Below are 22,157 nucleotides of genomic sequence, written 5' to 3'. Positions count from 1 at the left end.
GCGATATCAGCCATTTCTTGATGCATCGGTACAATTGGATTCGACCCCATCAATTCAATGATGGGCTGGCGCCAGCTCGGGCCGAAGAAAAACTTAACGTCGTGTCCGGGATTAGTTGACCACTACAAACCCCCCTTCCTGTCCCCGGCGCCAAAGGCGATGGTGTCCACCTAATTTAAGTGGACACCCTTTCTAGCCTTTTAAGCGGGTCTTTTCATGCAGCCACAACGCCGCTCCTACTCCATATCCTTCAAGGCCCAGGTCATTCACGAATGTGCCCAGCCCGGAGCCTCGATTGCCAATGTCGCACTGAGCCACCGTCTCAACGCGAACCTCGTCCATAAATGGATTCGAGTGCAAGCGCAGAAAACCACCGCACTGCAACCTGCTTTCATTCCGCTGCCCGTGCCACCAGCCGGAGCAACTTCGCAAGCCGCGGCATCGGCTATCTGTCTGGAAATCCCACACCCGCGTGGCACCGTCAAAGTGAACTGGCCGACCGAGAACGCCGCTGCCTGTGCGACCTTTCTGCGAGACCTGCTGCGATGATTCGCATCGATGCTATCTGGCTCGCCACCGAGCCTATGGACATGCGTGCCGGCACCGAGACTGCATTGGCCCGGGTGATTGACGTGTTCGGTGCGGCGAAGCCGCACTGCGCTTATCTGTTCGCCAATCGCCGCGCCACTCGCATGAAAGTGCTGGTCCATGACGGTGTGGGTGTTTGGCTTGCAGCGCGTCGGCTGCATCAAGGCAAGTTTCATTGGCCGGGCATACGCCATGGCCCGCAAGCCGAACTCGATACTGAACAACTTCAGGCTCTGGTACTGGGTCTGCCGTGGCAGCGGGTCGGTTCAAACGCTGCAATCACGATGCTCTGATACCCGCCATTCACCTATAGGCTGATCGCCGCTGAGTGCCGGCTCTGGCACAATCAGCGGCATGACTTCGCTCCCCGATCTTGACCACCTGACACCCGAACAACTGCGCGCACTGGCCGCGCAGTTAATGCAGCGTGTCGGCACCCTCGATCAAGAGGTGGATACGCGGGGCAAGACAGTCGATACCCTCGGCAAAACGGTCGAGACGATGGGCAAGAAAATCCATCACGACAAAACCCTCATCGAGAAGCTGACCCACGAGATCGCGCAGCTCAAGCGGTTCAAGTACGCCAAGCGCAGCGAGCAGATGCACCCGGAGCAGGCCAGCTTGCTCGATGACTTGATCGACACCGATATCGCGGCGATCGAGGCTGAGCTTCAAACGTTACAACTCGCCCCGGCACCGACCGAGACCAAACAGAAGCCCAAGCGCACTGCATTACCAGCGGAGTTTCCGCGCACGCTGATCCATCACGAACCGGACAACACTCACTGCCCATGCGGCTGCGCACTTAAACGTATCGGCGAAGACGTCAGCGAAAAACTGGACTACACGCCTGGCGTGTTTACCGTCGAGCGCCATGTGCGTGGCAAGTGGGTCTGCGATGACTGCGAAACACTGATCCAGGCACCGGTACCGGCACAGATCATCGACAAAGGCATCCCGGCCGCTGGGTTGTTGGCTCATGTCATGATCGCCAAGTTTGCCGATCATTTGCCCCTTTACCGCCAGGAATCGATTTTTGGCCGTGCCGGCTTGGCGATCCCGCGCTCGACGCTGGCTCAATGGGTGGGGGCCTGCGGTGTGCAATTGCAGCCATTGGTTGATGCACTGCGCGATGTTGTACTCGCACACCCGGTCGTTCATGTCGATGAAACGCCGGTACAAATGCTCATGCCGGGTCTGAATAAAACCCATCGCTCATATGTCTGGGCCTATGCCACCAGCCAGTTCTGCGAAACGGCGGCGGTGGTCTACGACTTCAGCCTCAGCCGCGCCGGAGAGCATGCCCGAAACTTCCTGCAAGACTGGAAAGGCCAACTGGTCTGTGATGATTTCGGTGGCTACAAGGCCAGCTTCGAACTCGGTGTAACCGAGATCGGCTGCATGGCCCATGCCCGGAGAAAGTTCTTCGAGCTGCACGCGACCAACAAGAGCCATATCGCTGAACAAGGCTTGCGCTATATCCAGTTGTTGTACGAAATCGAAAATGAAGTCCGTGACCTGGAGCCGGACTTACGCCGCCGAATACGGCAAGAAAAAGCAGCTCCGGTGATGGCTACGTTACACACCTGGATGATCGCCCAGCGCGACCTTGTGCCCAACGGCTCGGCCATCAGCAAGGCGCTCGATTACAGCCTCAAACGCTGGACGGCGTTGTCGCGTTATCTTGATAACGGGGCTGTGCCCATAGACAACAATTGGTGTGAGAACCAGATCCGGCCATGGGCTCTTGGGCGCAAGAACTGGCTCTTTGCAGGCTCGTTGCGAAGTGGAAAACGGGCGGCAGCCATCATGAGCCTCATCCAGTCGGCGCGACTGAATGGGCATGATCCGTATGCCTACTTGAAGGACGTCCTCACGCGTCTGCCGACGCAGCGGGCGAGTGAAATTGAGGAGTTGCTGCCGCATAGGTGGCAGCCGGTTTAGTTACGCAAGGGGTGATGCCCGGACGCATACGAACATGGACGAAAGGATCTTGCAGCTAATCGGTGATGCTCAGTTCGAGCGTTGCCTTTATGAAGCTGCGATGTTTAATCTCGAAGACCGCAGGAACAGGCTTCGCTTTCATAACTTCGCCTTTGCTATGCGCGAGCTGGTGGGTCACACGCTGAAGCGCCTGGCTCCAGACGCCGAGGTGAAAAAGTGCATATGGTGGCAGCAGAAGGCAGAAGGCGTTGTCCCGGAGGTAACGCGAGTCGAGCGGTGTGTGTATGCAACGCAGGGCGGGCTTTCCAACCACTACGTGCGAACAAAGCTCCGGTTGGACTTCGCTCAGGAGTTTGAGGAGCTTCGAGATGCCGTAGTCCGTTTGAACGGGTACGTCCACATCACACCAGAAGTTTTCCTCATGGAGGAGGACGACATCGAGCACCTCGCAGTAGAAACAATCGAAGCCGTGGCCGGACTGATGGCCTGCATCCAAGAGTGCAGAGCCGCCGTCGGGGATCGTTTATCGCATGCGATCAATGATGCGACGGTCCAGCAGATTGTTGGGGAAAGTTTGGACGCTGTAGATGAGCTAGCCTCGCACTATTCCCTTGAAGAAATCTATGTGGAATCGCATGAGGTTACCAGTATTACCTCAGAGACTGTACACATCAGGGTAAGCGGTAGCATAGGGGTAACACTGCAGTGGGGATCTAACTCTGATCTCAGAAGAGGCGATGGAGCCGAATTGGATGAGTCGTTCGATTACACCTGCGAATTGACCTGCGAAGCGGCAAATCCAAATCCTGAGGCGCTAGAGTTCGTCGAAGACTCTTTGATGGTAGACACGGGCGACTGGCACGATCAAGAGGAGGATTGGATCGACTCTGCGGCGAGTACATCCGAAGACCATGAAACTCTCGATGCATCGGGCATTCGATCGGACTTCTAGGCTCAGTAGTTTAAGCACCGTCCCGTCCATAGCTATCCATTATCAAGGGCGATTATGGAGCCGAAAGCGGGACGTTCAAGCATGCTGATTCCGCCATGCATCAAATGGGTTGGCTATGTGTTGTGACACCATCTCAGTTGGCGCTATCGTCTTTCCCTGTCAACTGATCCAACGCATTAGCACCACTCTTAAACGCCGACGCAAAGATTGCTCTATTTTTCGCCATAAAAATGCTTGCGTCCTCCGCTTGTTTTTCGTCAAGACCTGGTACATTTTTAATGAGAACGGAAGTTAAAATTTCTGCCAATTCAAGCATTTGATCATGTGCATCGGCTAGTTTTCGATCCAAAAAAACCTTCTCCAAATCTCGAGTGCTTCGGTAAAGTACTTCTACTGCCATGATGGCCTCTCAAAAATTAAAGGGCTGCCTACCTGGGGCAATGCCCTGAAAAAAATTCTATCCGATGGATGTTATCTCTACGATCCGTGCTTGTCTTCATATGAACATTGATAACTAGGCATAGGTCCTTTCGAAAATCTATGCACCGCCTTCCTGTATCTGATTTGTCAGTTGGCGTCTAACGCGCTGATTTAAAACAATAAAACAAAGCATTTTGACACTAACTGGACAGGCATTAGGTGTAGAAAACGATAAACAAACGCTCCAGATCTCGGCTGCTGCGGTATACCACTTCGACGGCCATTCACCACCTCACATGCCTTCACGATAGTTGTCTTTTGCGACTACTGTATTTATATACAGCGAAAAGGGTAAGCCAAACCGTGGGGTTTGGGTAGCAGTTTTTTAATGTAGTAGGGAAATGGACGTGTGGGGCGACGCATCAAGGCTATCAGGCTGCCGGTGTGCCTCATGTCATGCTGACATCATCTCACTTTCCACGCTCTGGCCTTTTTTCTGCATGCAGAATAACCGTCACGTCCAACCCGCATTATCCGGTCGAACCGACCTAAGGAAGCATCATCGTGAAAATCAACTGGGCCGAAAAGTTGCGCCACCAGGTCCATGGCCTGGCCGAGTCGCTGGGGAACCTGTTTGTGGAGTCGTTCCACTACCTGGCGCTGTTCGCCATTGGCGCGGTCACGGCCTGGGCGGCGGTGATGGAGTTTCTAGGGATGCTGGAGAACGGGCACATCAAGATCGATGACATCTTGCTGTTGTTCATCTATTTGGAATTGGGCGCGATGGTTGGGATTTACTTCAAGACCAACCACATGCCCGTGCGCTTCCTGATCTACGTTGCGATCACTGCGCTGACACGTCTGTTGATCTCCAACGTATCCCATCACAACCCGCCGGACCTGGGCATCATCTACCTGTGCGGCGGGATTCTGCTGTTGGCGTTCGCAATCCTGGTGGTGCGTTACGCATCGTCGTCGTTCCCTTCGGTCAAGGTCGAAAGCCCGCGGCGCAAGGGCGAGGCGAGCCTGGAGACCGAGAAGGGTGAGCTTTAAAGCCCGACGCTGAACGGCAGGTCGCTGGCCGGCGGTGGCTGCATAAGTTTGTGGTTGTCGCCGTCGGTCATGATCGCCAGGATTTCCATGGCGCTGTGGCCCTGCTCGATGGCGATGCCGAACTGGATGCTCTGCACCAGGCGCTTGAGCCGTTCGGGGTCGTTGCGTTGCTCGGCACTGATCATGCGCTTGGCCACCACGCCCGTCTCATTCGAGAGGGTGAGCATGATGCTGCCGTCGAGCCGTTGAATGCTCAGGTTGACGCGATATTTTGGGCTGAATGTGTCGGTGATGATCTGAAAAGGATTGTCCATGGTGCGTTACCGCCTGATAAGAACATGCAGTCATTGACGACCGGTGTCTGGATTAGTTCGCATTGCCTGACCACCGGCCACTTCGTCGCTGAGGGGCACAAATTCCGTTTGCCTCAAGAGCTTTACAGCAAGGGCCGTGCCGTATAACGACCATCCCAATGTGGGAGGGGGCTTGCCCCCGATAGCGCTGGGTCAGTCAGCCCATCTACCACTGACCCACCGCCATCGGGGGCAAGCCCTCTCTCACAATTGTTTCAGGCCCGTGATCTATTTCAGGGCGCTACCGGCAAAACGATCTCACACAGCGCAATCAGCACTCCACCCAGCTCACCGCCAGGCCTCCCCGAGAGGTTTCTTTGTACTTGTCATGCATGTCGGCGCCGGTGTCGCGCATGGTGCGTATCACTCGGTCGAGGGAAATGAAGTGCTTGCCGTCGCCGCGCAAGGCCATTTGTGTTGCGTTGATCGCCTTGACCGCCGCGATGGCGTTGCGCTCGATGCACGGTACTTGCACCAGGCCGCCGACGGGGTCGCAGGTCAGGCCCAGGTTATGTTCCAGGCCGATTTCGGCGGCGTTTTCCAATTGCTCGGGCGTGGCGCCGAGGATCTCGGCCAAGCCGGCGGCGGCCATGGCACAGGCCGAGCCGACTTCGCCCTGGCAACCGACCTCCGCCCCGGAGATCGAGGCGTTTTTCTTGCACAGGATGCCGACGGCGGCTGCGGCCAAAAAGAAATTGACCACGTCGTCGTCAGACGCGTCGGCGTTGAACTTCATGTAGTAATGCAACACCGCCGGGATGATGCCGGCCGCGCCGTTGGTCGGTGCCGTGACCATGCGCCCGCCCGCGGCGTTTTCCTCGTTGACGGCCAGGGCGAACAGGTTGACCCACTCCATTGCCGACAAGGTGGACGTGATGACATTCGGTTTGCCGATTTCCAACAGGTTGCGGTGCAATTTTGCCGCGCGGCGCGGAACGTCAAGGCCGCCAGGCAAGATGCCTTCATCGCGCAGCCCTTGTTCGACGCATTCGCGCATCACTGACCAGATATGCAGCAGACCGCTGCGAATGTCTGCGTCACTGCGCCACGCACGTTCGTTGGCCATCATCAGCTCCGACACCCTTAAACCGTGCTGCTTGCACAGCGCCAGCAGTTCGGCGGCGCTGGAAAAGTCATAAGGCAATGCCACATCGCTGACCGGCGTGATGCCCGACGCCGCCTCGGCCGCCTCGATGATGAAACCGCCGCCCACCGAGTAGTACGTCTCTTCACTCACCAGGCCATGGTCGCCATAGGCATGTAGGGACATGGCGTTGGGATGGTAGGGCAAGCTCTCTTCGAGCAGCAGGAGGTCGGCGTGCCAGTTGAAGGCGATATCCTCGGTGCCTGCCAGCAGTAAGCGGCCGCTGTCGCGCAGTTGCTGAATACGCGGATTGATCGAGGTGGGGTCGACCTGATCCGGCCACTCGCTCATCAACCCCATTACGCAGGCGCGATCCGTGGCATGGCCGACACCGGTGGCGGACAGCGAGCCATACAGGCGTACTTCGACGCGGCGGGTGCGGCTGAGCAATTGTTGCTCGGTCAGCGCCTTGGCAAAGGTCGCGGCTGCGCGCATGGGGCCGACGGTGTGAGAGCTGGACGGGCCGATGCCGATTTTAAATAGGTCGAAAACACTGATAGCCATGCTAAAGCCTTACAAGCAATGGAGTAGGAATCGCTGCCATTTTTTGTAGGACGAGCGCAATTGGCGCGATACTGAGCGCCTGTAACACCACTGACCAACGAATTCTCCTAAGAAACCCTTTAGCAGGACTAAACCCTATGGTTCGGCCACTCCATGGTCAGACGTACGTCTGGCTGCATGTTTTCTCCTGTGCGGCGCGGCATTTGTCTTTCACCCGCTGCGCCGAAGAACTGCACATCACACCGGGGGCGGTGAGTCAGCAGATTCGCCAATTGGAGGAGCGCCTAGGCTTTCGCCTGTTCCATCGGCGCGCCCGGGGCGTGGAACTCAGTGCCGAGGGGCAGCGATTAGCGGCGACGGTGGGGGAGGCCTACGGCAGCATCGACGCCGAGTTGCGGCGGCTGGACGCCGGCATGATCAGCGGCACCTTGCGGCTGCGGTCGATCCCGTCGTTCCTCGGCAAGTGGTTGACCCCGCGCTTGCCGCGTCTGCAGCAACGCTTTCCGGATATCCAACTGCGCCTGGTCGCCGAAGACAGCAGCGTCGCCCTGCACGAAGGCGACTTCGACCTGGCCATCGACCTCAACGACGGCAGCTACCCCGGCCTTTTATCCACAGCCTTGCTCGACGAACAGATCTTCCCGGTGTGCGCGCCGAGCCTGCTGCGCGGACGCCCGCCGTTGCATGGCCCCGCCGACCTGGCGCATTTCCCGCTGTTGCACGACATCACGGCCTGGCGTGGGAGTTATGAGTACGCCGAGTGGGAGTTCTACTTGAATGCCATCGGTTATCCCGACGCCGATGTGCGCCGCGGCCATACCTTCAACCGCAACCACCTGACCATCGAAGCGGCCATCGCCGGCATGGGGGTGGCCATTGCGCGGCGTACCTTGCTCAACGATGAGCTGGAGCGCGGCACCTTGATCGTGCCGTTCGGCCTTGCCGTGCCGAACCACAAACGTTACGTGTTGCTGTACGCGCCAGGCGCGTTGAGCCACCCGGGCGTGCGCGCGGTACATGACTGGCTGGTAGAGGAAGCGGGGTTTTTTCGCAGTTTGCACCCGTTGGGAGAGGCGCAATGATGAAGATCGATAGGACGTAAGAAGATGTAACTAACTCCCCACCCTACCAGCGTTTTTGCTTGTCGTCAGGGTTAATTTGTAATGTGGGATTTATCTTTGCAAAGGGGTTGAATTGTTTCCGCAGGTGCTCAATTGTGTAATCAAGAGGTCATGGTTTCACCACAACGGTGTTGCAGTTTGTGATCTCTCGCGAGCTAGCTGAAATAAGGGAAGAACTATGCAAATCCAAGTCAATAGCGATAACCATATTGAAAGCAGCATCCGACTGGAGGAGTGGGTACGTACTACCATTGAGAGCACGCTCGAACGTTATGAAGAAGACCTGACCCGTGTCGAGGTCTACCTGCGGGATGAGAACGGCGACAAGCCTGGCCCCCATGATCTGAGTTGCCGCCTGGAAGCGCGGCCAAAAGGCCATCAACCGCTGTCGGTTCTGCACAAGGCCGATACCTTAGAACAAGCGATCGACGGTGCAGCGACCAAGCTGGACCACGCGCTGGAACACCTGTTCGGTAAACTGCAAGGCAAGCCTCGCGCTGCCGGCAAAGGCCAGCCGACCACCAAAGTCAACGAAGATGAGCTTGAACAGGAGTTCCTGGAAAAAGAACGCGCCGTTTTCAACGGCTGATCACTGACCGTTCTGTCATCCCCTCTGGAAACGGGCCTGCACACGCAGGCCCGTTTTTCGCTACTGGGCTCGTCGGAAAAAGTACCCGCTCAACAGCCCCAACCCAGCCGCTCCCAACCCCGCGAATACCATCGCCCAGCCAGCCCCGTGGCGCAGCGCCGCCTGTGCATCCGCCGTTGTCAGCCCCGCCGCGTTGAGTTTGCCCGCCGCAAGTTGCTGGCTGATGGCCGGCCACGTCTGGGCCGAGCTGGCAGGCAGCACACTGCCCAGGTAGTGGCTGATGCCCAGCAATACCACTAGGCCCATCAGCGCAATAGCGAGCGCCAACGTAATCAGGCGCGCGCTCAGATCGATGCCCGACGCCATTCCCGCCCGATCCGCCGACACCGAACCGGTAGTGGTGTTGGTGGTTGGGGAATTGATCAGCGCCAGGCCCACGCCGGCAATCACACAACTGGCCAGCATCCATCCGACAGCAGCGTGCTCGGCTTGGTTGGCGGCGGCCATCGCCAGAAAACCCGCCCCCATCAAACCCAGGCCCAGCGGAATGATGCGCTCGGCACCATGGCGCAATGCCAGGCGCTCGGCTAGAGGCGGCACCAGCAAGGTGGGCAGGGTGTAGGCGAGTAGCGCAGCGCCGGTAGTGAGGGTGTCGTAGCCCAGGCCGTTCTGGAAATACAGCGGCAGGTAGATCATGAATGGCCAAAAACTGACGTTCATGCCGATCGATCCCATCAGCGCGCCATTGAAGCGGCGAATGCGGAACACCGAAAAATCGAACATCGGGTGCGCACTGTGCCGTTCGATCTGCACGAACAACAATAAGGCGGCCGCCGACAGACTGGCCAAGCCCAGCATCGCCGGCGTGGCGAAGCCGTTTTCGCTGCCCTGGGTGATGACATACACCAGGGCAAACACCGCCAATGTCAGGGTCAGCATGCCGCCGATATCCAGGCGGTGGGCGGCCGGATCGCGGGATTCCTGCACACTGATGCGCAACAGCAACAGGGTGAACAGTGTCAGCGGCACATGCACCAGAAACACCCAGCGCCAATCCGCGACCGCGAGGATCAACGCGCCGACCATCGGCCCGAAGCCCAGGCCGATACCGGCGATCACGCCCCAGATAGCGAATGCCCGCGCCCGTGCCGCCGGTTCACGGAACAGATGCGAGAGAATCGCGAACTGGCAAATCATCATCGCCCCGGCGCCGATGCCCTGAACAAAGCGTGCCGTGATCAGGGTGGCGGCGCTTTCGGCCAGCCCGCAGGCCAGTGAGGCCAGCCCAAATAGCCACAAGCACAGCACGAGCACGCGTCGCCGCCCAAAGCGATCAGCCAGGGTGCCGGCCGCCATCAGCACGCTGGTGCAGGCCAGGGTGTAGGCATTCATGATCCATTGGGCGTCTTGGAAACCCGTGCCGAGTGCATGTTCAAGTGTGGGCAGAAGCACGGGCACGCTGGAGATTTCCAGGCCGAACATCAGCGCCACCAGGCACACGGCGGTGAGGGCGACGGCCTGTCGGGGAGCGCGCGCGGGGCTGGCGGTCAAGGTATCGGCGGCGGACATGGGATTCTCCTGTAAACAAATGGATTAGCCATTTTCAGGGGAATTGAATTCTTTATCCGTGATAAGTTTTCCGCCAGTTAGGGAATTAAAGGCGACAATCACATCATGGTCACCCCCCGTTTCGATGGCGTTGAATTGTTTTTGCAGATCGTTGAAAGCGGCAGCCTGACTGAGGCCGCCGAACGTTTGCACCTCACGCGGTCCGCCGTTGGCAAGGGCTTGGCGCGGCTGGAAGCGCGGCTGGGCACCTGTTTGCTACAGCGCTCCACCCGCCGTCAACGTCTGACCGAGGATGGCCAGGCGTACTACGAACATTGCTTGCGCGCCCAGGCGGAGCTGGAGGCTGCCGAATCGGTGCTGCAAAGCGGTCGGCAGCAACCGCGCGGGCGCCTGCGGGCGAGCGTACCGTTGGCGTTCGGTCATCACTACGCGGCGCCGGCGCTGTGGGGCTTGATGGACCGGTATCCAGGGCTGGAGGTGGAGATTTGCTTCGCCGATCGGCTGACGGACCTGGCGCAGGAAGGGTTCGATATTGCCGTACGCATCGGCGCATTGCCCGATACCGACCGGCTCAGCGCACGACGCCTGGGCGAACAAGTGATGGGCTTGGCCGCGTCACCGGCGTACCTGCAACGCACGGGACCGATCCATCATGTCGACGACCTTGCCAGTCGCCGTAGCATCGCCTATCGCAGCCAACCTACGCAGCGTGCCGGCATCGCCTCGCCGTTGATCATGGACGACCTACAGGCCGTGGCCGATGCCGCGATGGCGGGTGTCGGCCTGGTGTGGTTGCCGAGTTGGTTGATTGCCCATTACGTGCTGCGTGGGCAATTGCTGGCGGTGCTGCCGGACTGCCGTGAGCAGCCCGCACCGATCCATGTGATCTGGCCAACGGCCACTCACCTGCCGGCCAAGACGCGCTGTGCCATCGACGCGCTGGTGGCCGGCACGCCCTCGTGCCTGGCGGGCAGTTGATCAGAACGCGATGGAGGTCTGCACATACACCGTGCGCGGTTCGCCGACGTATTTGCCCTTGTTGTTGTCATCGAACGAGCGGGTGAAGTACTGCTTGTTGAAGATGTTTTTCACCCCGACCGCTACGTTCAGGTCCGACAGCTGCGGGCCGAAGTCGTATGCCGCGCGGCTGCTGAACAGCATGTAGCCGGGGATGCGTCCATTGGCACCATCGGCTGTTTCGGCACGGGTGTTGGCGTTGTCGGCAAACTGGCTGCTCTGGTAGCTGCTGTCCAGGTTGAGCTTCCAGCGGCCTTCGGTGTAACCCACGCCCAGCGTGCCCTTGTGTTTGGACGAGAAGGGCACGCGGTTGCCTTTGTTTGGGCCGTCTTCGCGGATGGTGGCGTCGACATAGGCGTAGGACGCGTACACGTCGAAATCGGCCAGTGCCGGGCTCAAACCGTCGAGGGCGTAGTTCACGCTGGTCTCGATGCCCTGGTGCCGGGTTTCGCCACGGGCGATCACCGAATCGTTGGTCTGGTTGCTTTCGTACTGATTGTCGAAGTTGATCAGGAACGCGCCGATTTCCGCGCGCAGGGTGCCGTTGTCATAGCGGGTGCCCAGTTCCCAGGTGCGGGCTTTTTCCGGTTTGACTTCGCCGCTGGTCACGCGATTGGGCATCTGGCTGTATTGCACGCTGCCGAACGAGCCTTCGGTGTTGGCGTAGAGGTTCCAATCGTCGGTGACGTGATACAGCACGTTGAGCGCCGGCAACGCGGTGTTGTAGTCGCCCTTGTACTTGACGTTGCTGAGGTTGTTGGTCTGCTGGGATTCGATCATCTCGTAGCGAATGCCCGGGGTGAGGGTCCATTTGCCGATATCGATCCGGTCGTCGATGAAAAACGCGTTGGCTTCGGTGCCGCCCCGGGTGTCGCGGTCGTTGCGGCTATCGGTGTTGGGGAGCTGCTGGTTATTGGCGTTGATCGGCGTGCGGTAGCGCAGTTCGTGGCCGGCTTCGTTGATATAGCGGTAGCCGACGCCGACTTCATGGCTGGCCGGGCCGAGGTCGAAGCCTTGGGCGAAGCGGGTTTCCAGACCGCGTACCCAGTATTCACGCGGCGACAGCGACAGGAACGTGCCCTGATCCAGGTAACCGCTGCGAAGGGTCTTGGTGAAGAAGCTGTTGACGGTGAATTCGCGACGGTCCTGCTCGTAGCGGTAGCCAACGTTGAACATCGTGCGGCGACCCCAGAATTTGTCGTAGGGGCGGGTGGACTGATACGGGTCGGCCTTGTAGTCCGCGACGTTCAAGCCGCCGGGCATATCGGCCTGGCCTTCGTAGTACTGCGCCATGGCATTGAAGCTGTTGGCGTCGTCGAGTTGGTACTTGCCTTTGAGAATCAGGTCGTCGATGCGTGTGTCGCTGTGTTCGCGCCAATCGCCGCCACGGGTGCCGGAGTACAGCAGCGCGCCGCCCAGGCCATTGTCGGCAGTGCCGCCGGCCAGCAAGTTGCCGGTGGTCTTGAAGCCATCGTGGCTGGAGGATGGGCTGGTTTCAGTCTGCAGGCCGCCTTTGACAGTGGGCGCGTCCGGGATCGCACGGGTCACGAAGTTGACCACGCCGCCCACGTTCTGTGGGCCGTAGCGTACGGCGCCGCCACCGCGTACCACGTCCACCGCGTCCATGTTACCCATGCTGATCGGCGCGAAGGACAACTGCGGCTGGCCATAGGGCGCGAACGGCACCGGAATTCCGTCCATCAGCACAGTAGAGCGCGAGGCCAAGCGCGGGTTGAGGCCACGGATGCCGAAGTTGAGCGCCATGTCGTGGCTGCCGGTGCCGTTGTTGTCCGGGGCGTTGACGCCAGGGATGCGGTTAAGCACATCGCGGGCCTGGGTGGCACCTTGGCGTTCGAACTCGTCGCGGCGGATCACGTCCCGGGCCCCGGGGTGTTCGAATACGTTGGTCTGTGCCGCATCGCCGAGCCAGTCGCCGACCACGCTGGAAGTACCCAACTCAATAGTGGCCGGTGCGCTGGCCGGTTGCACGCTGTAGGCGTTGTCGCCCTCGGCGCGTGCTTGCAGGCCGGTGCCTTCCAGCAGTTTTTGCAGGCCGTCGGCGGCGCTGTAGTTGCCGGACAGGCCGCGACTCTGCTGGCCGGCGGTGACCTCGGAGCCGAACGAAATCAACACGCCAGCTTCGCGGCCAAATTGATTGAGCGCCGCTTCAAGGGAGGCGGGGGCGATGTGATAAGGCTTGGTCTCGGCCGCCATCACCGACGGCAACACCGTCAGGCTGAGGCTGGCGCCGAGCAGCAGTTGGCGCAGGGTGCGGGCGAGAAGGGTGGGTTGCTGGGGCATGACGGGCGGTCCTGAGAAGGAAAGGATCAAGGGGGGCTTTTCTTCTCTGTCACGCGAGGTACGGAAAACGGCTCACGGTGTTTGGAAATAATTTAAGCGCGGGCCTGCACCGTGACCCAGTAGCGGGTGAAACGCCGGACTTTCACCGGCAGGCTTATTTCCAGCAGGTCGAGGATGCGTTCGCTGTCATCCAATGGATAGCTGCCGGAAATCAGCAGATTGGCCACCTGCGGATCGCAATTGAGCTGGCCGCGGCGATAGCGGCCCAGTTCTTCGAGGAAGTCCTCCAGGCGCATATGGGCGGCCATCAGCATGCCTTCGGCCCAGGCGCCGCTGTTGGCGTCGGTGGCGCGCGGCGTGTCCCAGCCCTTGCGGGTGAAATTGACCTGGCGCATCGCCTCCACCGTCAGCGGCAGGCCGCTGTAGGTGTTGGGCATCACCTCGACGCGGCCATTGAGCACCGCCATTTGAGTGTGGTCGTTGAACTGGCGCACATTGACGCGCGCGGCTTGGCTGCTGAGCAGGCCCTGGCCGGTCAGCACTTGCAGCGGGCTACTGCCGGCGTTGGCGTTGAGCAGGATCTCGCCTTCGAGCAGGCGCACCAGGCGTTGTTCGCCATCGAAATGCACATCCACCGCGCTGCCGGTGTTGAGCTGCAATTGGCTGCCGTCCGCCAACTGCACCTTGCGTCGCTGGCCGACGGGGCTGCGGTAATCGGCGGTCAAAGGCGGCAGGATGTGCTGCTGGCGCAGGCTCCAGGCCGCGGCCGAGCCGGCACCCAGGATCAACAACAACTTCAACGCCTGGCGCCGACTGTTGGAGGTTGGCGCATTCAGTGCTGCGTGGGCCAAAGGCGAAGGCATGCCGCGCAGGCGTTGATTGACGCGTTGGATATGCTCCCAGGCGCGCTGGTGTTCGCTGTGGGCGTTCAGCCACTGCTGCCAGGCGGCCTGCTGACGCGGGGTGAGCGCGCCTTGCTGCATTTCCAGCAGCCAGTGCACAGCTTGTTCGGCCACCTGGTGGGAAACGTTCATAGGGCGAAGTAGCAGCGCAGCGCCGCTTTATGCAGGTGGCGTTTGACGGTGGCGATGGAGATGCCCAACTCGGCGCCGATCTGCGCGTAAGTGAGGCCGTCGAGCTGGGCCAGCAGAAAGGCGCGTTTGACCTGAACGGGCAGGCCGTCGAGCAATTGGTCCAGCTCCATCAGGGTTTGCAGGATGATTGCGCGTTCTTCTTCCGAGGGCGCTACCTGCTCGGGCATCTGCGCGAGAGTTTCGAGGTAGGCGCGTTCGAGGTCCTGGCGGCGATAGAAGTTGTACAGCACGCGCTTGGCTACGGTAGTGAGGAAGGCGCGCGGTTCGATCAGTGTCGGGGTTTCGCGGGCGGTGAGCACGCGGATAAAGGTGTCCTGGGCCAGGTCGGCGGCACTTTCCGGGCAGCCGAGCTTGCGTCGCAACCAGCCGGTGAGCCAGTGGTGATGGTCGTTGTACAAAACTTCGACGGTGTTGGACGGCGACAACGCGAACACTCCGCAAGCATCGGTAGGCGTTAGAGAACAAGAATTGTTCGCATTGTAGGGCCGGCAACGAGGTTCGGCAATCGGAACGGGGAGGTGATTCATCTGTTCTGTTTTGCTTATGAGAATATTTATCATTAATATTGCGCGCTGACGAACCTGGCGCCCACCCATGAAAAGCAAACCCTCACTGCCTCTGGCTTACCGCTTTGCCGTCACGTCACGTGTGTTGGCGGCGGTCATTGGCGGCTACCTGATGGCCTCCCTGGCCAGCATCTGCCTGGCGCTGTGGTTGCCGACTTCTCGTGCCGACGCGGTGATCACCGGGATGATGAGTTCCTTTGTGTTCTATCTGCTGGCCGTGCTCTGGTGCTTCGCCTGCCGTAGCGCCATGCGCGCCTGGCTCGGCGTGATGCTGCCCAGTGCGGTGTTTGCCACCCTGGCGGGCCTGGGTTTTTGGATGGCGCGCACATGAAAGAGGGCTTCCGTCAGGCCATGGCCTGGTTGCACACCTGGGCCGGGTTGATCTTCGGCTGGCTGCTGTTCGCGATTTTTCTGACGGGCACCCTGGCCTATTTCAAGGAAGAGATCAGCCACTGGATGCAGCCCGAAGTGCAGGCGCATCCGCTGGACGACGTGCGCAGCCTGAACGTGGCGCAACAGTACTTGCAGGAAAACGCCCCGACCGCCGCGCGCTGGTTTATCAACCTGCCGGATGCCCGCGACCCCGGCCTGTCGGTGATGTGGCAAGACAAAGTCGACCCCGGCAAACGCGGCAATTTCATACAGAAAACCCTCGACCCGCTGACCGGCCTCGCCGTGCAGGCTCGGGAAAGCATGGGCGGCGAGTTCTTCTATCGTTTCCACTTCCAACTGCAAATGCCCCATCCGTGGGGGCGCTGGTTGTCCACCCTGGCCGCGATGGTGATGTTGGTGGCGCTGATCACCGGCATCATCACCCACAAAAAAATCTTCAAGGACTTCTTCACCTTCCGCCCGCGCAAAGGCCAGCGTTCCTGGCTCGACGGGCATAACGCCGTGGGTGTGCTGGTATTGCCGTTCCATTTGATGATCACCTACAGCAGCCTGGTGATTTTCATGAGCATGGTGATGCCGGCGCCGATCCTGGCCTCCTACGGCAACGACACACGGGCATTCTTCAGCGAAGTATTCCCGGCCACCGATAACGCCCCGGCCCTCGGCCAGCCTGGCCGCTTGCTGCCGTTGGCGTCGATGTACGAACAGGCGCGAGCGCAGTGGGCGGGCGGCCATGTCGGACGTGTGGCGGTGAATAATCCCAGCGATGTAAATGCGTCAGTGAATGTGTTCCGCGCCGGTTCCGACAGCGTGGTGCATGACTTTGGCAGCACCGTGTCGTTCAACGGCACCACCGGCGAGCTGCTGCGGGTCAGCGGCGAGCCATCGTTGCCGGCGGTGGTCGGCGGCAGTTTCTACGGTCTGCACATGGGCCATTTCGCCGGGCCGGTGTTGCGCTGGTTGTACTTTATTTGTGGCCTGGCGGGCACGGCCATGATTGGCACCGGGCTGGTGATCTGGCTGGGTAAGCGGCAACTCAAACATGCCAAAACCGATGGGATGCCGTTTGAACTGCGTCTGGTGGAAGTGCTGAACATCGCCAGCATGTCCGGGCTGTTGATCGCCATTGCAGCGTTTTTCTGGGCCAACCGGCTACTGCCGGTGAGCTTCGCCGAGCGTTCCAGTTGGGAAGTGCAGGCGTTCTTCATCGCTTGGGGCTTGAGCCTGCTGCACGCGATCCTGCGCCGAGGCCGCCAGGGCTGGGTCGAGCAACTGAGCGTCGCCGCACTGCTGTTTATGGCAATCCCGGTGCTCAATGCACTGACCACTTCCCATCACCTGGGGGTGTCACTGGCCAGCGGCGATTGGGCCATGGCCGGTTTCGACCTGACGTGTCTGGCCAGCGGCCTGTTCCTCGCTTGGGCCGCCCGCAAGATGCAGCGTCGCAGCGCGCCGGCGGCCAAGCCAGAGCGCCCACGAACCTTGACCCTCAAGCGCGAGGCCCACTGAATGTTGATCGCGTTGTTGATGTGCTACGCCGGGTTTACCGCGTTGTGCCTGGCCACCGACCGTCACCATGGCGAACTGCTGCGCAGTAAACCGTCGCCCGCTCGGCGCCTGGGCTTACGTGTGGCGGGCTGGTTGTTGCTGACGCTGTCGATAGCGCCGGCGGTCGCAGTCGCCGGCTGGGCTCAGGGCTTGGTGGAATGGTGCGCGGTGTTGATGCTCAGCGCTTTGCTGCTGGTGCTGTTATTGCCGTATCGGCCAAGGCTGGCCTTGATCCTGGCGGGCGTCGGCCTGCTGGCCAGTCCAGTTGCGGCCTTCGCCACCCTCTGAGCGTCTTTGCATGATGATCGGCACCCCACCGGATTCCCAGGACCCGCCCCAGGCCGATGCGCAGGGTGGACGCGCGCATTTTTTGCAGGTGTTCCTATCTCAGCGTTCACAGATGGAAGCCCTGGTGAATCGCCGCGTAGGCTGCCGCGCCACTGCGGCGGACCTGGTGCAGGACCTGTTCCTGCGCTTCTGGCGTCGGCCCCTGGTGCAGGTCGAAGAACTCAGCACCTACCTGTTGCGTTGCGCGGGCAATATCGCCATCGATCACCTGCGCAGCGAAGGCGCGCGGGTGCGCAGCAATGAAGGCTGGCTGCCGGAACAGCATGACCACCAGGGCTGCGAACCCCAGGCGGCGCTGGAAGCGGGCAATGATCTGCGGCATGTCGAAGCGGCCCTGCGCAGCCTGCCCGAGCGCACCCGGCACATCTTTCTGCTCAACCGTATCCACGGGCGCAAATACGCTGATATCGCCAAGGCCATGGGGTTGTCCCAAAGTGCCGTGGAAAAACATATGATGCGTGCCCTCGAAGCCTGCAAGGCCAGCCTTCGCGAGCCATCGACCCCACGCACGCCAGGGAAAGCACCGTGAACCTCACCCCCACGTCCGACCAGGAAAAAGCCGCCCTGGCCTGGCTGAGCCTGCTGCACGACCAGCCCAGCAGCGGCGATCAGGCCACGTTCAGCCGCTGGTTGCGCGCCGACCCGGCCCACGTCGAAGCCTATGCCCAGGCCCAAGTGCTGTGGGAGTTGAGCGAAGTGCCCGCACGCCAGCTTGCGAATGAAGAGGCCCAAGCGCTGCAGGGCTACCTCGATGCGATGAACCGCTCGAAGCGTTCGCGGGTGGCGCGTTGGTCGGGCGCACTGGCCATCGCCGCGTGCCTGCTGCTGATGATTTCGATGGGCGCCGGCTGGCAGCCGTCGCGCTGGGTCGATGACTTCGGGGCCGACTATGTGAGCGCGCCGGGGGAGGTCAAGACCGTGACCCTGGCGGATAACACTCAAGTGACCCTGGATGCCGACAGCGCCATCGCGGTGGATTTCACCCACGGCGAGCGGCATATCCAGTTGCGGCGTGGCGCCGGCTTTTTCAGCGTGAGCCACACCGGTGAGCCATTTGTGGTGGAGGCGGGCAGCGGTGAAGCACGGGTGCTCGGCACGCAATTTGAAGTGCGCCTGCAACCGGCGGGCGCGCAGGTGACGGTGTTGACTGGGCGTGTTGGGGTGACAGCGTCGAAACAAGGCCGGCAACAGGTACTGACCGCCGGCCAGCAGATCGCTTATGCCGATGGCATCGCCCAGCCCCTGCATGCCGTCGACAGCGCATCGCGCCTGGCTTGGCGCGATGGTTGGCTCAATTACTACAAAGCGCCGTTGGCCGACGTGGTCGAGGACCTTGGACGTTACTACCCAGGCCGCATCCTGTTGCTAAACGAAGCGATGGGCGCCAAGCGCGTCAGCGGCAGTTTCCCGAGCAAAGACCCACAGGCAGTGCTGAATGCGTTGCAGGCGGTGCTGGGCTTCGAGCAACACAACCTGTTGGGACGGGTGATCGTGGTGCGCTGATTATTTCAACGCCGCCATGATCTGTTCGGGCCGGTAGTCGCGAATCAGCGTGCCATTGACGTCCACAAACGGAATCCCGCCGCCGCCCAGCGCCTCGTACGCCTTGCGCGCCTGGGCGTCTTTTTCGATATCGAACTGCTGATAGGGAATGCCTTTCTGGTCCAGGAAGCGGCGAATCTGCTTGCAGTAGCCGCACCATTCGGTGGTGTAGAGCACCACGCGCGCATTGGCGCGAACCTGCTCGGACACCACCTGGGACGGGTTGAACACTCGCTCGATCTTGCCCCAGTTCTGAAAGACCACCACCACCAGCAACACCAGCAGGACTTTCTTGAACACCCCGCCGAGCATTAGTTGCGGCGCTTGAGCTGGTCAGTCAGCTGGGTCGGCAGGCCCTTGATGATCAAGGTGCCGGCGGCTTCGTCATACTCGATCTTGTCGCCCAGCAGGTGCGCTTCAAAACTGATGGACAAGCCCTCGGCGCGCCCGGTGAAGCGGCGGAACTGGTTGAGGGTACGTTTATCGGCCGGGATCTCCGGCGACAGGCCGTAGTCCTTGTTACGGATGTGGTCGTAGAACGCCTTGGGCCGATCTTCATCGATCAGGCCCGACAGTTCTTCCAGGCCCATGGGCTCGCCGAGTTTGGCCTGGCTGCTGGCGTAATCCACCAGGGTCTTGGTTTTTTCGCGGGCGGATTCGTCCGGCAGATCTTCGCTCTCGACAAAGTCGCTGAAGGCCTTGAGCAGGGTACGTGTCTCGCCGGGGCCGTCGACGCCTTCCTGGCAGCCGATAAAGTCGCGGAAGTACTCCGAGACCTTCTTGCCGTTCTTGCCTTTGATAAACGAGATGTACTGCTTGGACTGCTTGTTGTTCTGCCACTCGGACACGTTGATGCGCGCCGCCAGGTGCAACTGGCCCAGGTCCAGATGGCGCGAGGGCGTCACGTCCAGCTCGTCGGTCACCGCCACGCCTTCGCTGTGGTGCAACAGGGCGATGGCCAGGTAATCGGTCATACCTTGCTGGTAGTGGGCAAACAGCACATGGCCGCCGGTGGAGAGGTTGGATTCTTCCATCAGCTTCTGCAGGTGCTCGACCGCCGTGCGGCTGAACGTGGTGAAGTCCTGGCCACCGTCGAAATACTCCTTCAACCAGCCGCTGAACGGGTGCGCGCCGGACTCGGCATGGAAGAAACCCCAGGCCTTGCCTTGTTTGGCGTTATAGCTCTCGTTGAGGTCGGCGAGCATGTTTTCGATGGCGGCGGACTCGGCAAGCTCGGAGTCGCGGGCATGGAGAACCGCAGGTGTGCCGTCGGGTTTTTTGTCGATCAGGTGGACGATGCAATGACGGATCGGCATAGGCTTCTCGGCTGGTTGAAGGGGAGCGGTTGGCCTCCCCGAAAAGTTGCCCAGTGTACCGCACCCATTGGCCAAGACACGCCTCGAAGGGGGTTTTGCACACCGTCCGACGGGGCATATGCCTTTTTTTCACGGTTTAGAGCGATAAAGCTGACCAAATGGGTAGGTAGAAGCGGATATTTCCCCGTCTCTGTGCTAGTTTTGCCCGGTCTTACGCCAAGTCTCGGCGATAAGCGTGCATTCAGCATTTGTCAGGTCGAACCAATCCCCGTTTCAAGCATCTATAACCCCGATCTCCGCGGTTATAGCCTGGGGTGCCAGACCTAGACGGTCGGGCTCGACGGCTGACACTGCACTCTGCAATCCATATGAATTTGATAGGGAAGGAACACCACAATGGCTATTACTAAAGACCAACTGATCGCTGACCTGGCTGAAGCAGTAGACGCACCGAAAACCACCGTGCGCGCTCTGCTGGACCAACTGAGCCAGGTTGTTGCCGATCAGCTGGAAAACGGCGGCGAAATCACTCTGCCAGGCGTTGGCAAACTGAAAGTGACCGAGCGTCCTGCCCGTACTGGCCGTAACCCTTCGACTGGCGCTGCCATCGAAATCGCTGCCAAGAAAGTTATCAAGCTGGTTGTGGCCAAAGGCCTGACCGACGCTGTTAACAAGTAAGACGCAGCAAAAAAAACCGTGCTTCGGAGCGATCCGGGCACGGTTTTTTGTTGCCTGCGATTTGTGCTTTACCGCACCCAGCGCTGGCGCCAGATCTGCTGCTCGTTCTTGGTCTGGAAGGTCCAAGCGACGAAGCGGCTTTGTTTCTGGCCTTGGGACATCTCCACCACCTGGCTCTCCAGCGCGCCGGCTTTTTTCAGCGCGGTCTCGATGGCGGGCAGGTTCGACGCTTTCGACACCAGGGTGCTGAACCACAACACCTTGTGGGCAAAGTGCGCGCTCTCGGCGATCAGCTGCGTCACGAACCGCGCCTCGCCGCCCTCACACCACAGCTCGGCCGACTGGCCGCCGAAGTTCAGCACCGGCAATTTACGCTTGGGATCGGCCTTGCCCAGAGCGCGCCACTTGCGTTCGCTGCCCTTGGTGGCTTCGTCCATGGACGCGTGGAACGGCGGATTGCACATGGTCAGGTCAAAGCGCTCGCCCGGCTCCAGCAGGCCCAGCAGGATCTGCTTGGGGTTGGTCTGCTGGCGCAGCTGGATGACCTTGCTCAGGTCGTTGGACTGCACGATGGCCTTGGCGGCGGCCACGGCAATCGGGTCGACCTCCGAGCCGAGGAAGTTCCAGCGGTACTCCATATAGCCAATCAGCGGGTAGACGCAGTTGGCGCCCATGCCAATATCCAGCACCTTGACGATCGAGCCGCGTGGGATCTTGCCCTCGTTGACGCTGGCCAGCAGGTCGGCGAGGAAATGCACGTAATCGGCACGCCCTGGCACCGGCGGGCAGAGGTAATCCGCTGGGATATCCCAATGCTGGATACCGTAGAAAGCCTTGAGCAACGCGCGATTGAACACCCGCACCGCATCCGGGCTGGCAAAGTCGATGCTTTCTTTGCCATAGGGGTTGGTGATCACGAATTGCGCCAGTTCGGGCGTGGTCTTGATCAACGCCGGGAAGTCGTAACGGCCCGTGTGGCGGTTGCGCGGGTGCAGAGTCGCCTCTTTGCGCGGCACCACGGGCTTGGCTGGGGCGGCGGATTTAGGCTTCTTGCGCGGAGGTTTGGGCGTAGTGGGGGCGGTCATGATGATTCTGGTGTTGGCTCAAAGTGGCGGCC

Annotated in this window: 24 protein-coding genes; 14 read left to right on the top strand and 10 right to left on the bottom strand. The window is 60.4% G+C overall.

What is annotated here, in order from left to right; genetic code table 11:
* Nucleotides 1-216 precede the first annotated feature (216 nt).
* From tnpA to FIV35_RS07000, 4 genes are all read left to right on the top strand, one after another.
* Nucleotides 217-549, top strand: a complete 333-nt coding sequence (tnpA, locus tag FIV35_RS07015; protein ID WP_034137097.1) for an IS66-like element accessory protein TnpA — start codon at nucleotides 217-219, stop codon at nucleotides 547-549.
* Complete coding sequence (gene tnpB / locus FIV35_RS29865) at nucleotides 546-881, top strand: IS66 family insertion sequence element accessory protein TnpB (protein WP_033901901.1); 336 nt, start codon at nucleotides 546-548, stop codon at nucleotides 879-881. Before tnpA ends, tnpB begins: the two co-directional genes overlap by 4 nt.
* Before the next feature lie 61 nt (nucleotides 882-942).
* The gene (tnpC, locus tag FIV35_RS07005; RefSeq protein WP_034137098.1) at nucleotides 943-2,532 is read left to right on the top strand and encodes an IS66 family transposase; all 1,590 of its coding nucleotides are present in this window, start codon (nucleotides 943-945) and stop codon (nucleotides 2,530-2,532) included.
* A 34-nt stretch (nucleotides 2,533-2,566) separates the two neighbouring features.
* On the top strand, nucleotides 2,567-3,484 hold the full coding sequence (locus FIV35_RS07000; protein ID WP_034137099.1) for a pPIWI-associating nuclease domain-containing protein: 918 nt from the start codon (nucleotides 2,567-2,569) through the stop codon (nucleotides 3,482-3,484).
* Nucleotides 3,485-3,617: 133 nt separating this feature from the next.
* On the opposite strand, the gene FIV35_RS06995 is transcribed toward FIV35_RS07000, so the two are convergent.
* On the bottom strand, nucleotides 3,618-3,884 hold the full coding sequence (locus FIV35_RS06995) for a YebG family protein (RefSeq protein WP_034137100.1): 267 nt from the start codon (nucleotides 3,882-3,884) through the stop codon (nucleotides 3,618-3,620).
* 584 nt (nucleotides 3,885-4,468) lie between these two features.
* Here FIV35_RS06995 and FIV35_RS06990 point away from each other — a divergent pair.
* Nucleotides 4,469-4,957, top strand: coding sequence for a phosphate-starvation-inducible protein PsiE (locus FIV35_RS06990; RefSeq protein WP_034096030.1), 489 nt, complete (start codon nucleotides 4,469-4,471; stop codon nucleotides 4,955-4,957).
* Here the strand turns inward: FIV35_RS06990 and FIV35_RS06985 are convergent.
* Entirely contained in the window at nucleotides 4,954-5,271 is a 318-nt protein-coding gene (locus FIV35_RS06985; RefSeq protein ID WP_034137101.1) for a DUF3509 domain-containing protein, read from the bottom strand. The genes FIV35_RS06990 and FIV35_RS06985 overlap by 4 nt on opposite strands.
* A gap of 310 nt (nucleotides 5,272-5,581) precedes the next feature.
* Nucleotides 5,582-6,958 (bottom strand): L-serine ammonia-lyase, encoded by a 1,377-nt coding sequence (locus tag FIV35_RS06980; RefSeq protein WP_083377908.1) that lies wholly within the window; start codon nucleotides 6,956-6,958, stop codon nucleotides 5,582-5,584.
* Nucleotides 6,959-7,095: 137 nt separating this feature from the next.
* Here FIV35_RS06980 and FIV35_RS06975 point away from each other — a divergent pair, with 137 nt between their 5' ends.
* On the top strand, nucleotides 7,096-8,040 hold the full coding sequence (locus FIV35_RS06975) for a LysR substrate-binding domain-containing protein (protein ID WP_034137103.1): 945 nt from the start codon (nucleotides 7,096-7,098) through the stop codon (nucleotides 8,038-8,040).
* 217 nt (nucleotides 8,041-8,257) lie between these two features.
* Nucleotides 8,258-8,668, top strand: a complete 411-nt coding sequence (locus FIV35_RS06970; protein ID WP_034096034.1) for an HPF/RaiA family ribosome-associated protein — start codon at nucleotides 8,258-8,260, stop codon at nucleotides 8,666-8,668.
* Between the two features lie 60 nt (nucleotides 8,669-8,728).
* On the opposite strand, the gene FIV35_RS06965 is transcribed toward FIV35_RS06970, so the two are convergent.
* Nucleotides 8,729-10,237, bottom strand: a complete 1,509-nt coding sequence (locus tag FIV35_RS06965; RefSeq protein WP_034137104.1) for an MFS transporter — start codon at nucleotides 10,235-10,237, stop codon at nucleotides 8,729-8,731.
* Nucleotides 10,238-10,342: 105 nt separating this feature from the next.
* On the opposite strand from FIV35_RS06965, the gene FIV35_RS06960 reads away from it, so the two are divergent.
* The gene (locus FIV35_RS06960; protein WP_034137105.1) at nucleotides 10,343-11,215 is read left to right on the top strand and encodes a LysR family transcriptional regulator; all 873 of its coding nucleotides are present in this window, start codon (nucleotides 10,343-10,345) and stop codon (nucleotides 11,213-11,215) included.
* Here FIV35_RS06960 and fecA read toward each other — a convergent pair whose 3' ends face one another.
* The 3 genes from fecA to FIV35_RS06945 form a co-directional block, all read right to left on the bottom strand.
* Entirely contained in the window at nucleotides 11,216-13,555 is a 2,340-nt protein-coding gene (gene fecA / locus FIV35_RS06955) for a TonB-dependent Fe(3+) dicitrate receptor FecA (RefSeq protein WP_034137106.1), read from the bottom strand.
* Nucleotides 13,556-13,647: 92 nt separating this feature from the next.
* On the bottom strand, nucleotides 13,648-14,589 hold the full coding sequence (locus FIV35_RS06950; RefSeq protein WP_034137107.1) for a FecR domain-containing protein: 942 nt from the start codon (nucleotides 14,587-14,589) through the stop codon (nucleotides 13,648-13,650).
* Nucleotides 14,586-15,074, bottom strand: coding sequence for a sigma-70 family RNA polymerase sigma factor (locus FIV35_RS06945; RefSeq protein ID WP_034137466.1), 489 nt, complete (start codon nucleotides 15,072-15,074; stop codon nucleotides 14,586-14,588). Before FIV35_RS06945 ends, FIV35_RS06950 begins: the two co-directional genes overlap by 4 nt.
* Before the next feature lie 169 nt (nucleotides 15,075-15,243).
* Between FIV35_RS06945 and FIV35_RS06940 the strand changes: the two genes are divergently transcribed.
* From FIV35_RS06940 to FIV35_RS06920, 5 genes are read left to right on the top strand one after another with little or no spacing between them, the layout of a single operon-like run.
* Nucleotides 15,244-15,546 carry a DUF3649 domain-containing protein gene (locus FIV35_RS06940; protein WP_034137108.1) on the top strand — a complete coding sequence of 101 codons (303 nt, stop codon included), beginning with the start codon at nucleotides 15,244-15,246 and terminating at the stop codon, nucleotides 15,544-15,546.
* Entirely contained in the window at nucleotides 15,543-17,117 is a 1,575-nt protein-coding gene (locus FIV35_RS06935) for a PepSY-associated TM helix domain-containing protein (RefSeq protein ID WP_034137109.1), read from the top strand. The genes FIV35_RS06940 and FIV35_RS06935 overlap by 4 nt, the downstream gene beginning before the upstream one ends.
* Nucleotides 17,118-17,444, top strand: coding sequence for a DUF3325 domain-containing protein (locus FIV35_RS06930; RefSeq protein ID WP_034137110.1), 327 nt, complete (start codon nucleotides 17,118-17,120; stop codon nucleotides 17,442-17,444).
* A 13-nt stretch (nucleotides 17,445-17,457) separates the two neighbouring features.
* Nucleotides 17,458-18,033, top strand: a complete 576-nt coding sequence (locus FIV35_RS06925) for an RNA polymerase sigma factor (protein ID WP_376782726.1) — start codon at nucleotides 17,458-17,460, stop codon at nucleotides 18,031-18,033.
* Nucleotides 18,030-19,007: a FecR family protein gene (locus FIV35_RS06920; RefSeq protein ID WP_034137112.1), complete on the top strand. Its 978-nt coding sequence runs from the start codon at nucleotides 18,030-18,032 to the stop codon at nucleotides 19,005-19,007. Before FIV35_RS06925 ends, FIV35_RS06920 begins: the two co-directional genes overlap by 4 nt.
* On the opposite strand, the gene FIV35_RS06915 is transcribed toward FIV35_RS06920, so the two are convergent.
* Nucleotides 19,008-19,358, bottom strand: coding sequence for a glutaredoxin family protein (locus tag FIV35_RS06915; RefSeq protein ID WP_034137113.1), 351 nt, complete (start codon nucleotides 19,356-19,358; stop codon nucleotides 19,008-19,010).
* On the bottom strand, nucleotides 19,358-20,362 hold the full coding sequence (gene yejK, locus FIV35_RS06910; RefSeq protein WP_010212893.1) for a nucleoid-associated protein YejK: 1,005 nt from the start codon (nucleotides 20,360-20,362) through the stop codon (nucleotides 19,358-19,360). Before yejK ends, FIV35_RS06915 begins: the two co-directional genes overlap by 1 nt.
* 396 nt (nucleotides 20,363-20,758) lie before the next feature.
* On the opposite strand from yejK, the gene FIV35_RS06905 reads away from it, so the two are divergent.
* Nucleotides 20,759-21,040, top strand: coding sequence for an HU family DNA-binding protein (locus tag FIV35_RS06905; RefSeq protein ID WP_003188840.1), 282 nt, complete (start codon nucleotides 20,759-20,761; stop codon nucleotides 21,038-21,040).
* 68 nt (nucleotides 21,041-21,108) lie between these two features.
* On the opposite strand, the gene rlmF is transcribed toward FIV35_RS06905, so the two are convergent.
* Nucleotides 21,109-22,125 carry a 23S rRNA (adenine(1618)-N(6))-methyltransferase RlmF gene (rlmF, locus tag FIV35_RS06900; protein WP_034137114.1) on the bottom strand — a complete coding sequence of 339 codons (1,017 nt, stop codon included), beginning with the start codon at nucleotides 22,123-22,125 and terminating at the stop codon, nucleotides 21,109-21,111.
* Nucleotides 22,126-22,157 lie beyond the last annotated feature (32 nt).

This window comes from Pseudomonas rhodesiae (assembly GCF_007858255.1).
In the GTDB taxonomy this organism is placed as follows: Bacteria; Pseudomonadota; Gammaproteobacteria; order Pseudomonadales; family Pseudomonadaceae; genus Aquipseudomonas; species Aquipseudomonas rhodesiae.
Note: the sequence above shows the minus strand (reverse complement) of the source record. Positions and strands in the feature narration are given on the sequence as shown.

What these genes read in the sequence shown, in the direction of transcription:
- tnpA (WP_034137097.1), top strand. Translation starts at nt 217, where the DNA reads ATGCAGCCACAACGCCGCTCCTACTCCATATCCTTCAAGGCCCAGGTC.
- tnpB (WP_033901901.1), top strand. Translation starts at nt 546, where the DNA reads ATGATTCGCATCGATGCTATCTGGCTCGCCACCGAGCCTATGGACATG.
- tnpC (WP_034137098.1), top strand. Translation starts at nt 943, where the DNA reads ATGACTTCGCTCCCCGATCTTGACCACCTGACACCCGAACAACTGCGC.
- FIV35_RS07000 (WP_034137099.1), top strand. Translation starts at nt 2,567, where the DNA reads ATGGACGAAAGGATCTTGCAGCTAATCGGTGATGCTCAGTTCGAGCGT.
- FIV35_RS06995 (WP_034137100.1), bottom strand. Translation starts at nt 3,884, where the DNA reads ATGGCAGTAGAAGTACTTTACCGAAGCACTCGAGATTTGGAGAAGGTT.
- FIV35_RS06985 (WP_034137101.1), bottom strand. Translation starts at nt 5,271, where the DNA reads ATGGACAATCCTTTTCAGATCATCACCGACACATTCAGCCCAAAATAT.
- FIV35_RS06980 (WP_083377908.1), bottom strand. Translation starts at nt 6,958, where the DNA reads ATGGCTATCAGTGTTTTCGACCTATTTAAAATCGGCATCGGCCCGTCC.
- FIV35_RS06975 (WP_034137103.1), top strand. Translation starts at nt 7,096, where the DNA reads ATGGTTCGGCCACTCCATGGTCAGACGTACGTCTGGCTGCATGTTTTC.
- FIV35_RS06970 (WP_034096034.1), top strand. Translation starts at nt 8,258, where the DNA reads ATGCAAATCCAAGTCAATAGCGATAACCATATTGAAAGCAGCATCCGA.
- FIV35_RS06965 (WP_034137104.1), bottom strand. Translation starts at nt 10,237, where the DNA reads ATGTCCGCCGCCGATACCTTGACCGCCAGCCCCGCGCGCGCTCCCCGA.
- FIV35_RS06960 (WP_034137105.1), top strand. Translation starts at nt 10,343, where the DNA reads ATGGTCACCCCCCGTTTCGATGGCGTTGAATTGTTTTTGCAGATCGTT.
- fecA (WP_034137106.1), bottom strand. Translation starts at nt 13,555, where the DNA reads ATGCCCCAGCAACCCACCCTTCTCGCCCGCACCCTGCGCCAACTGCTG.
- FIV35_RS06950 (WP_034137107.1), bottom strand. Translation starts at nt 14,589, where the DNA reads ATGAACGTTTCCCACCAGGTGGCCGAACAAGCTGTGCACTGGCTGCTG.
- FIV35_RS06940 (WP_034137108.1), top strand. Translation starts at nt 15,244, where the DNA reads ATGAAAAGCAAACCCTCACTGCCTCTGGCTTACCGCTTTGCCGTCACG.
- FIV35_RS06935 (WP_034137109.1), top strand. Translation starts at nt 15,543, where the DNA reads ATGAAAGAGGGCTTCCGTCAGGCCATGGCCTGGTTGCACACCTGGGCC.
- FIV35_RS06930 (WP_034137110.1), top strand. Translation starts at nt 17,118, where the DNA reads ATGTTGATCGCGTTGTTGATGTGCTACGCCGGGTTTACCGCGTTGTGC.
- FIV35_RS06925 (WP_376782726.1), top strand. Translation starts at nt 17,458, where the DNA reads ATGATCGGCACCCCACCGGATTCCCAGGACCCGCCCCAGGCCGATGCG.
- FIV35_RS06915 (WP_034137113.1), bottom strand. Translation starts at nt 19,358, where the DNA reads ATGCTCGGCGGGGTGTTCAAGAAAGTCCTGCTGGTGTTGCTGGTGGTG.
- yejK (WP_010212893.1), bottom strand. Translation starts at nt 20,362, where the DNA reads ATGCCGATCCGTCATTGCATCGTCCACCTGATCGACAAAAAACCCGAC.
- FIV35_RS06905 (WP_003188840.1), top strand. Translation starts at nt 20,759, where the DNA reads ATGGCTATTACTAAAGACCAACTGATCGCTGACCTGGCTGAAGCAGTA.
- rlmF (WP_034137114.1), bottom strand. Translation starts at nt 22,125, where the DNA reads ATGACCGCCCCCACTACGCCCAAACCTCCGCGCAAGAAGCCTAAATCC.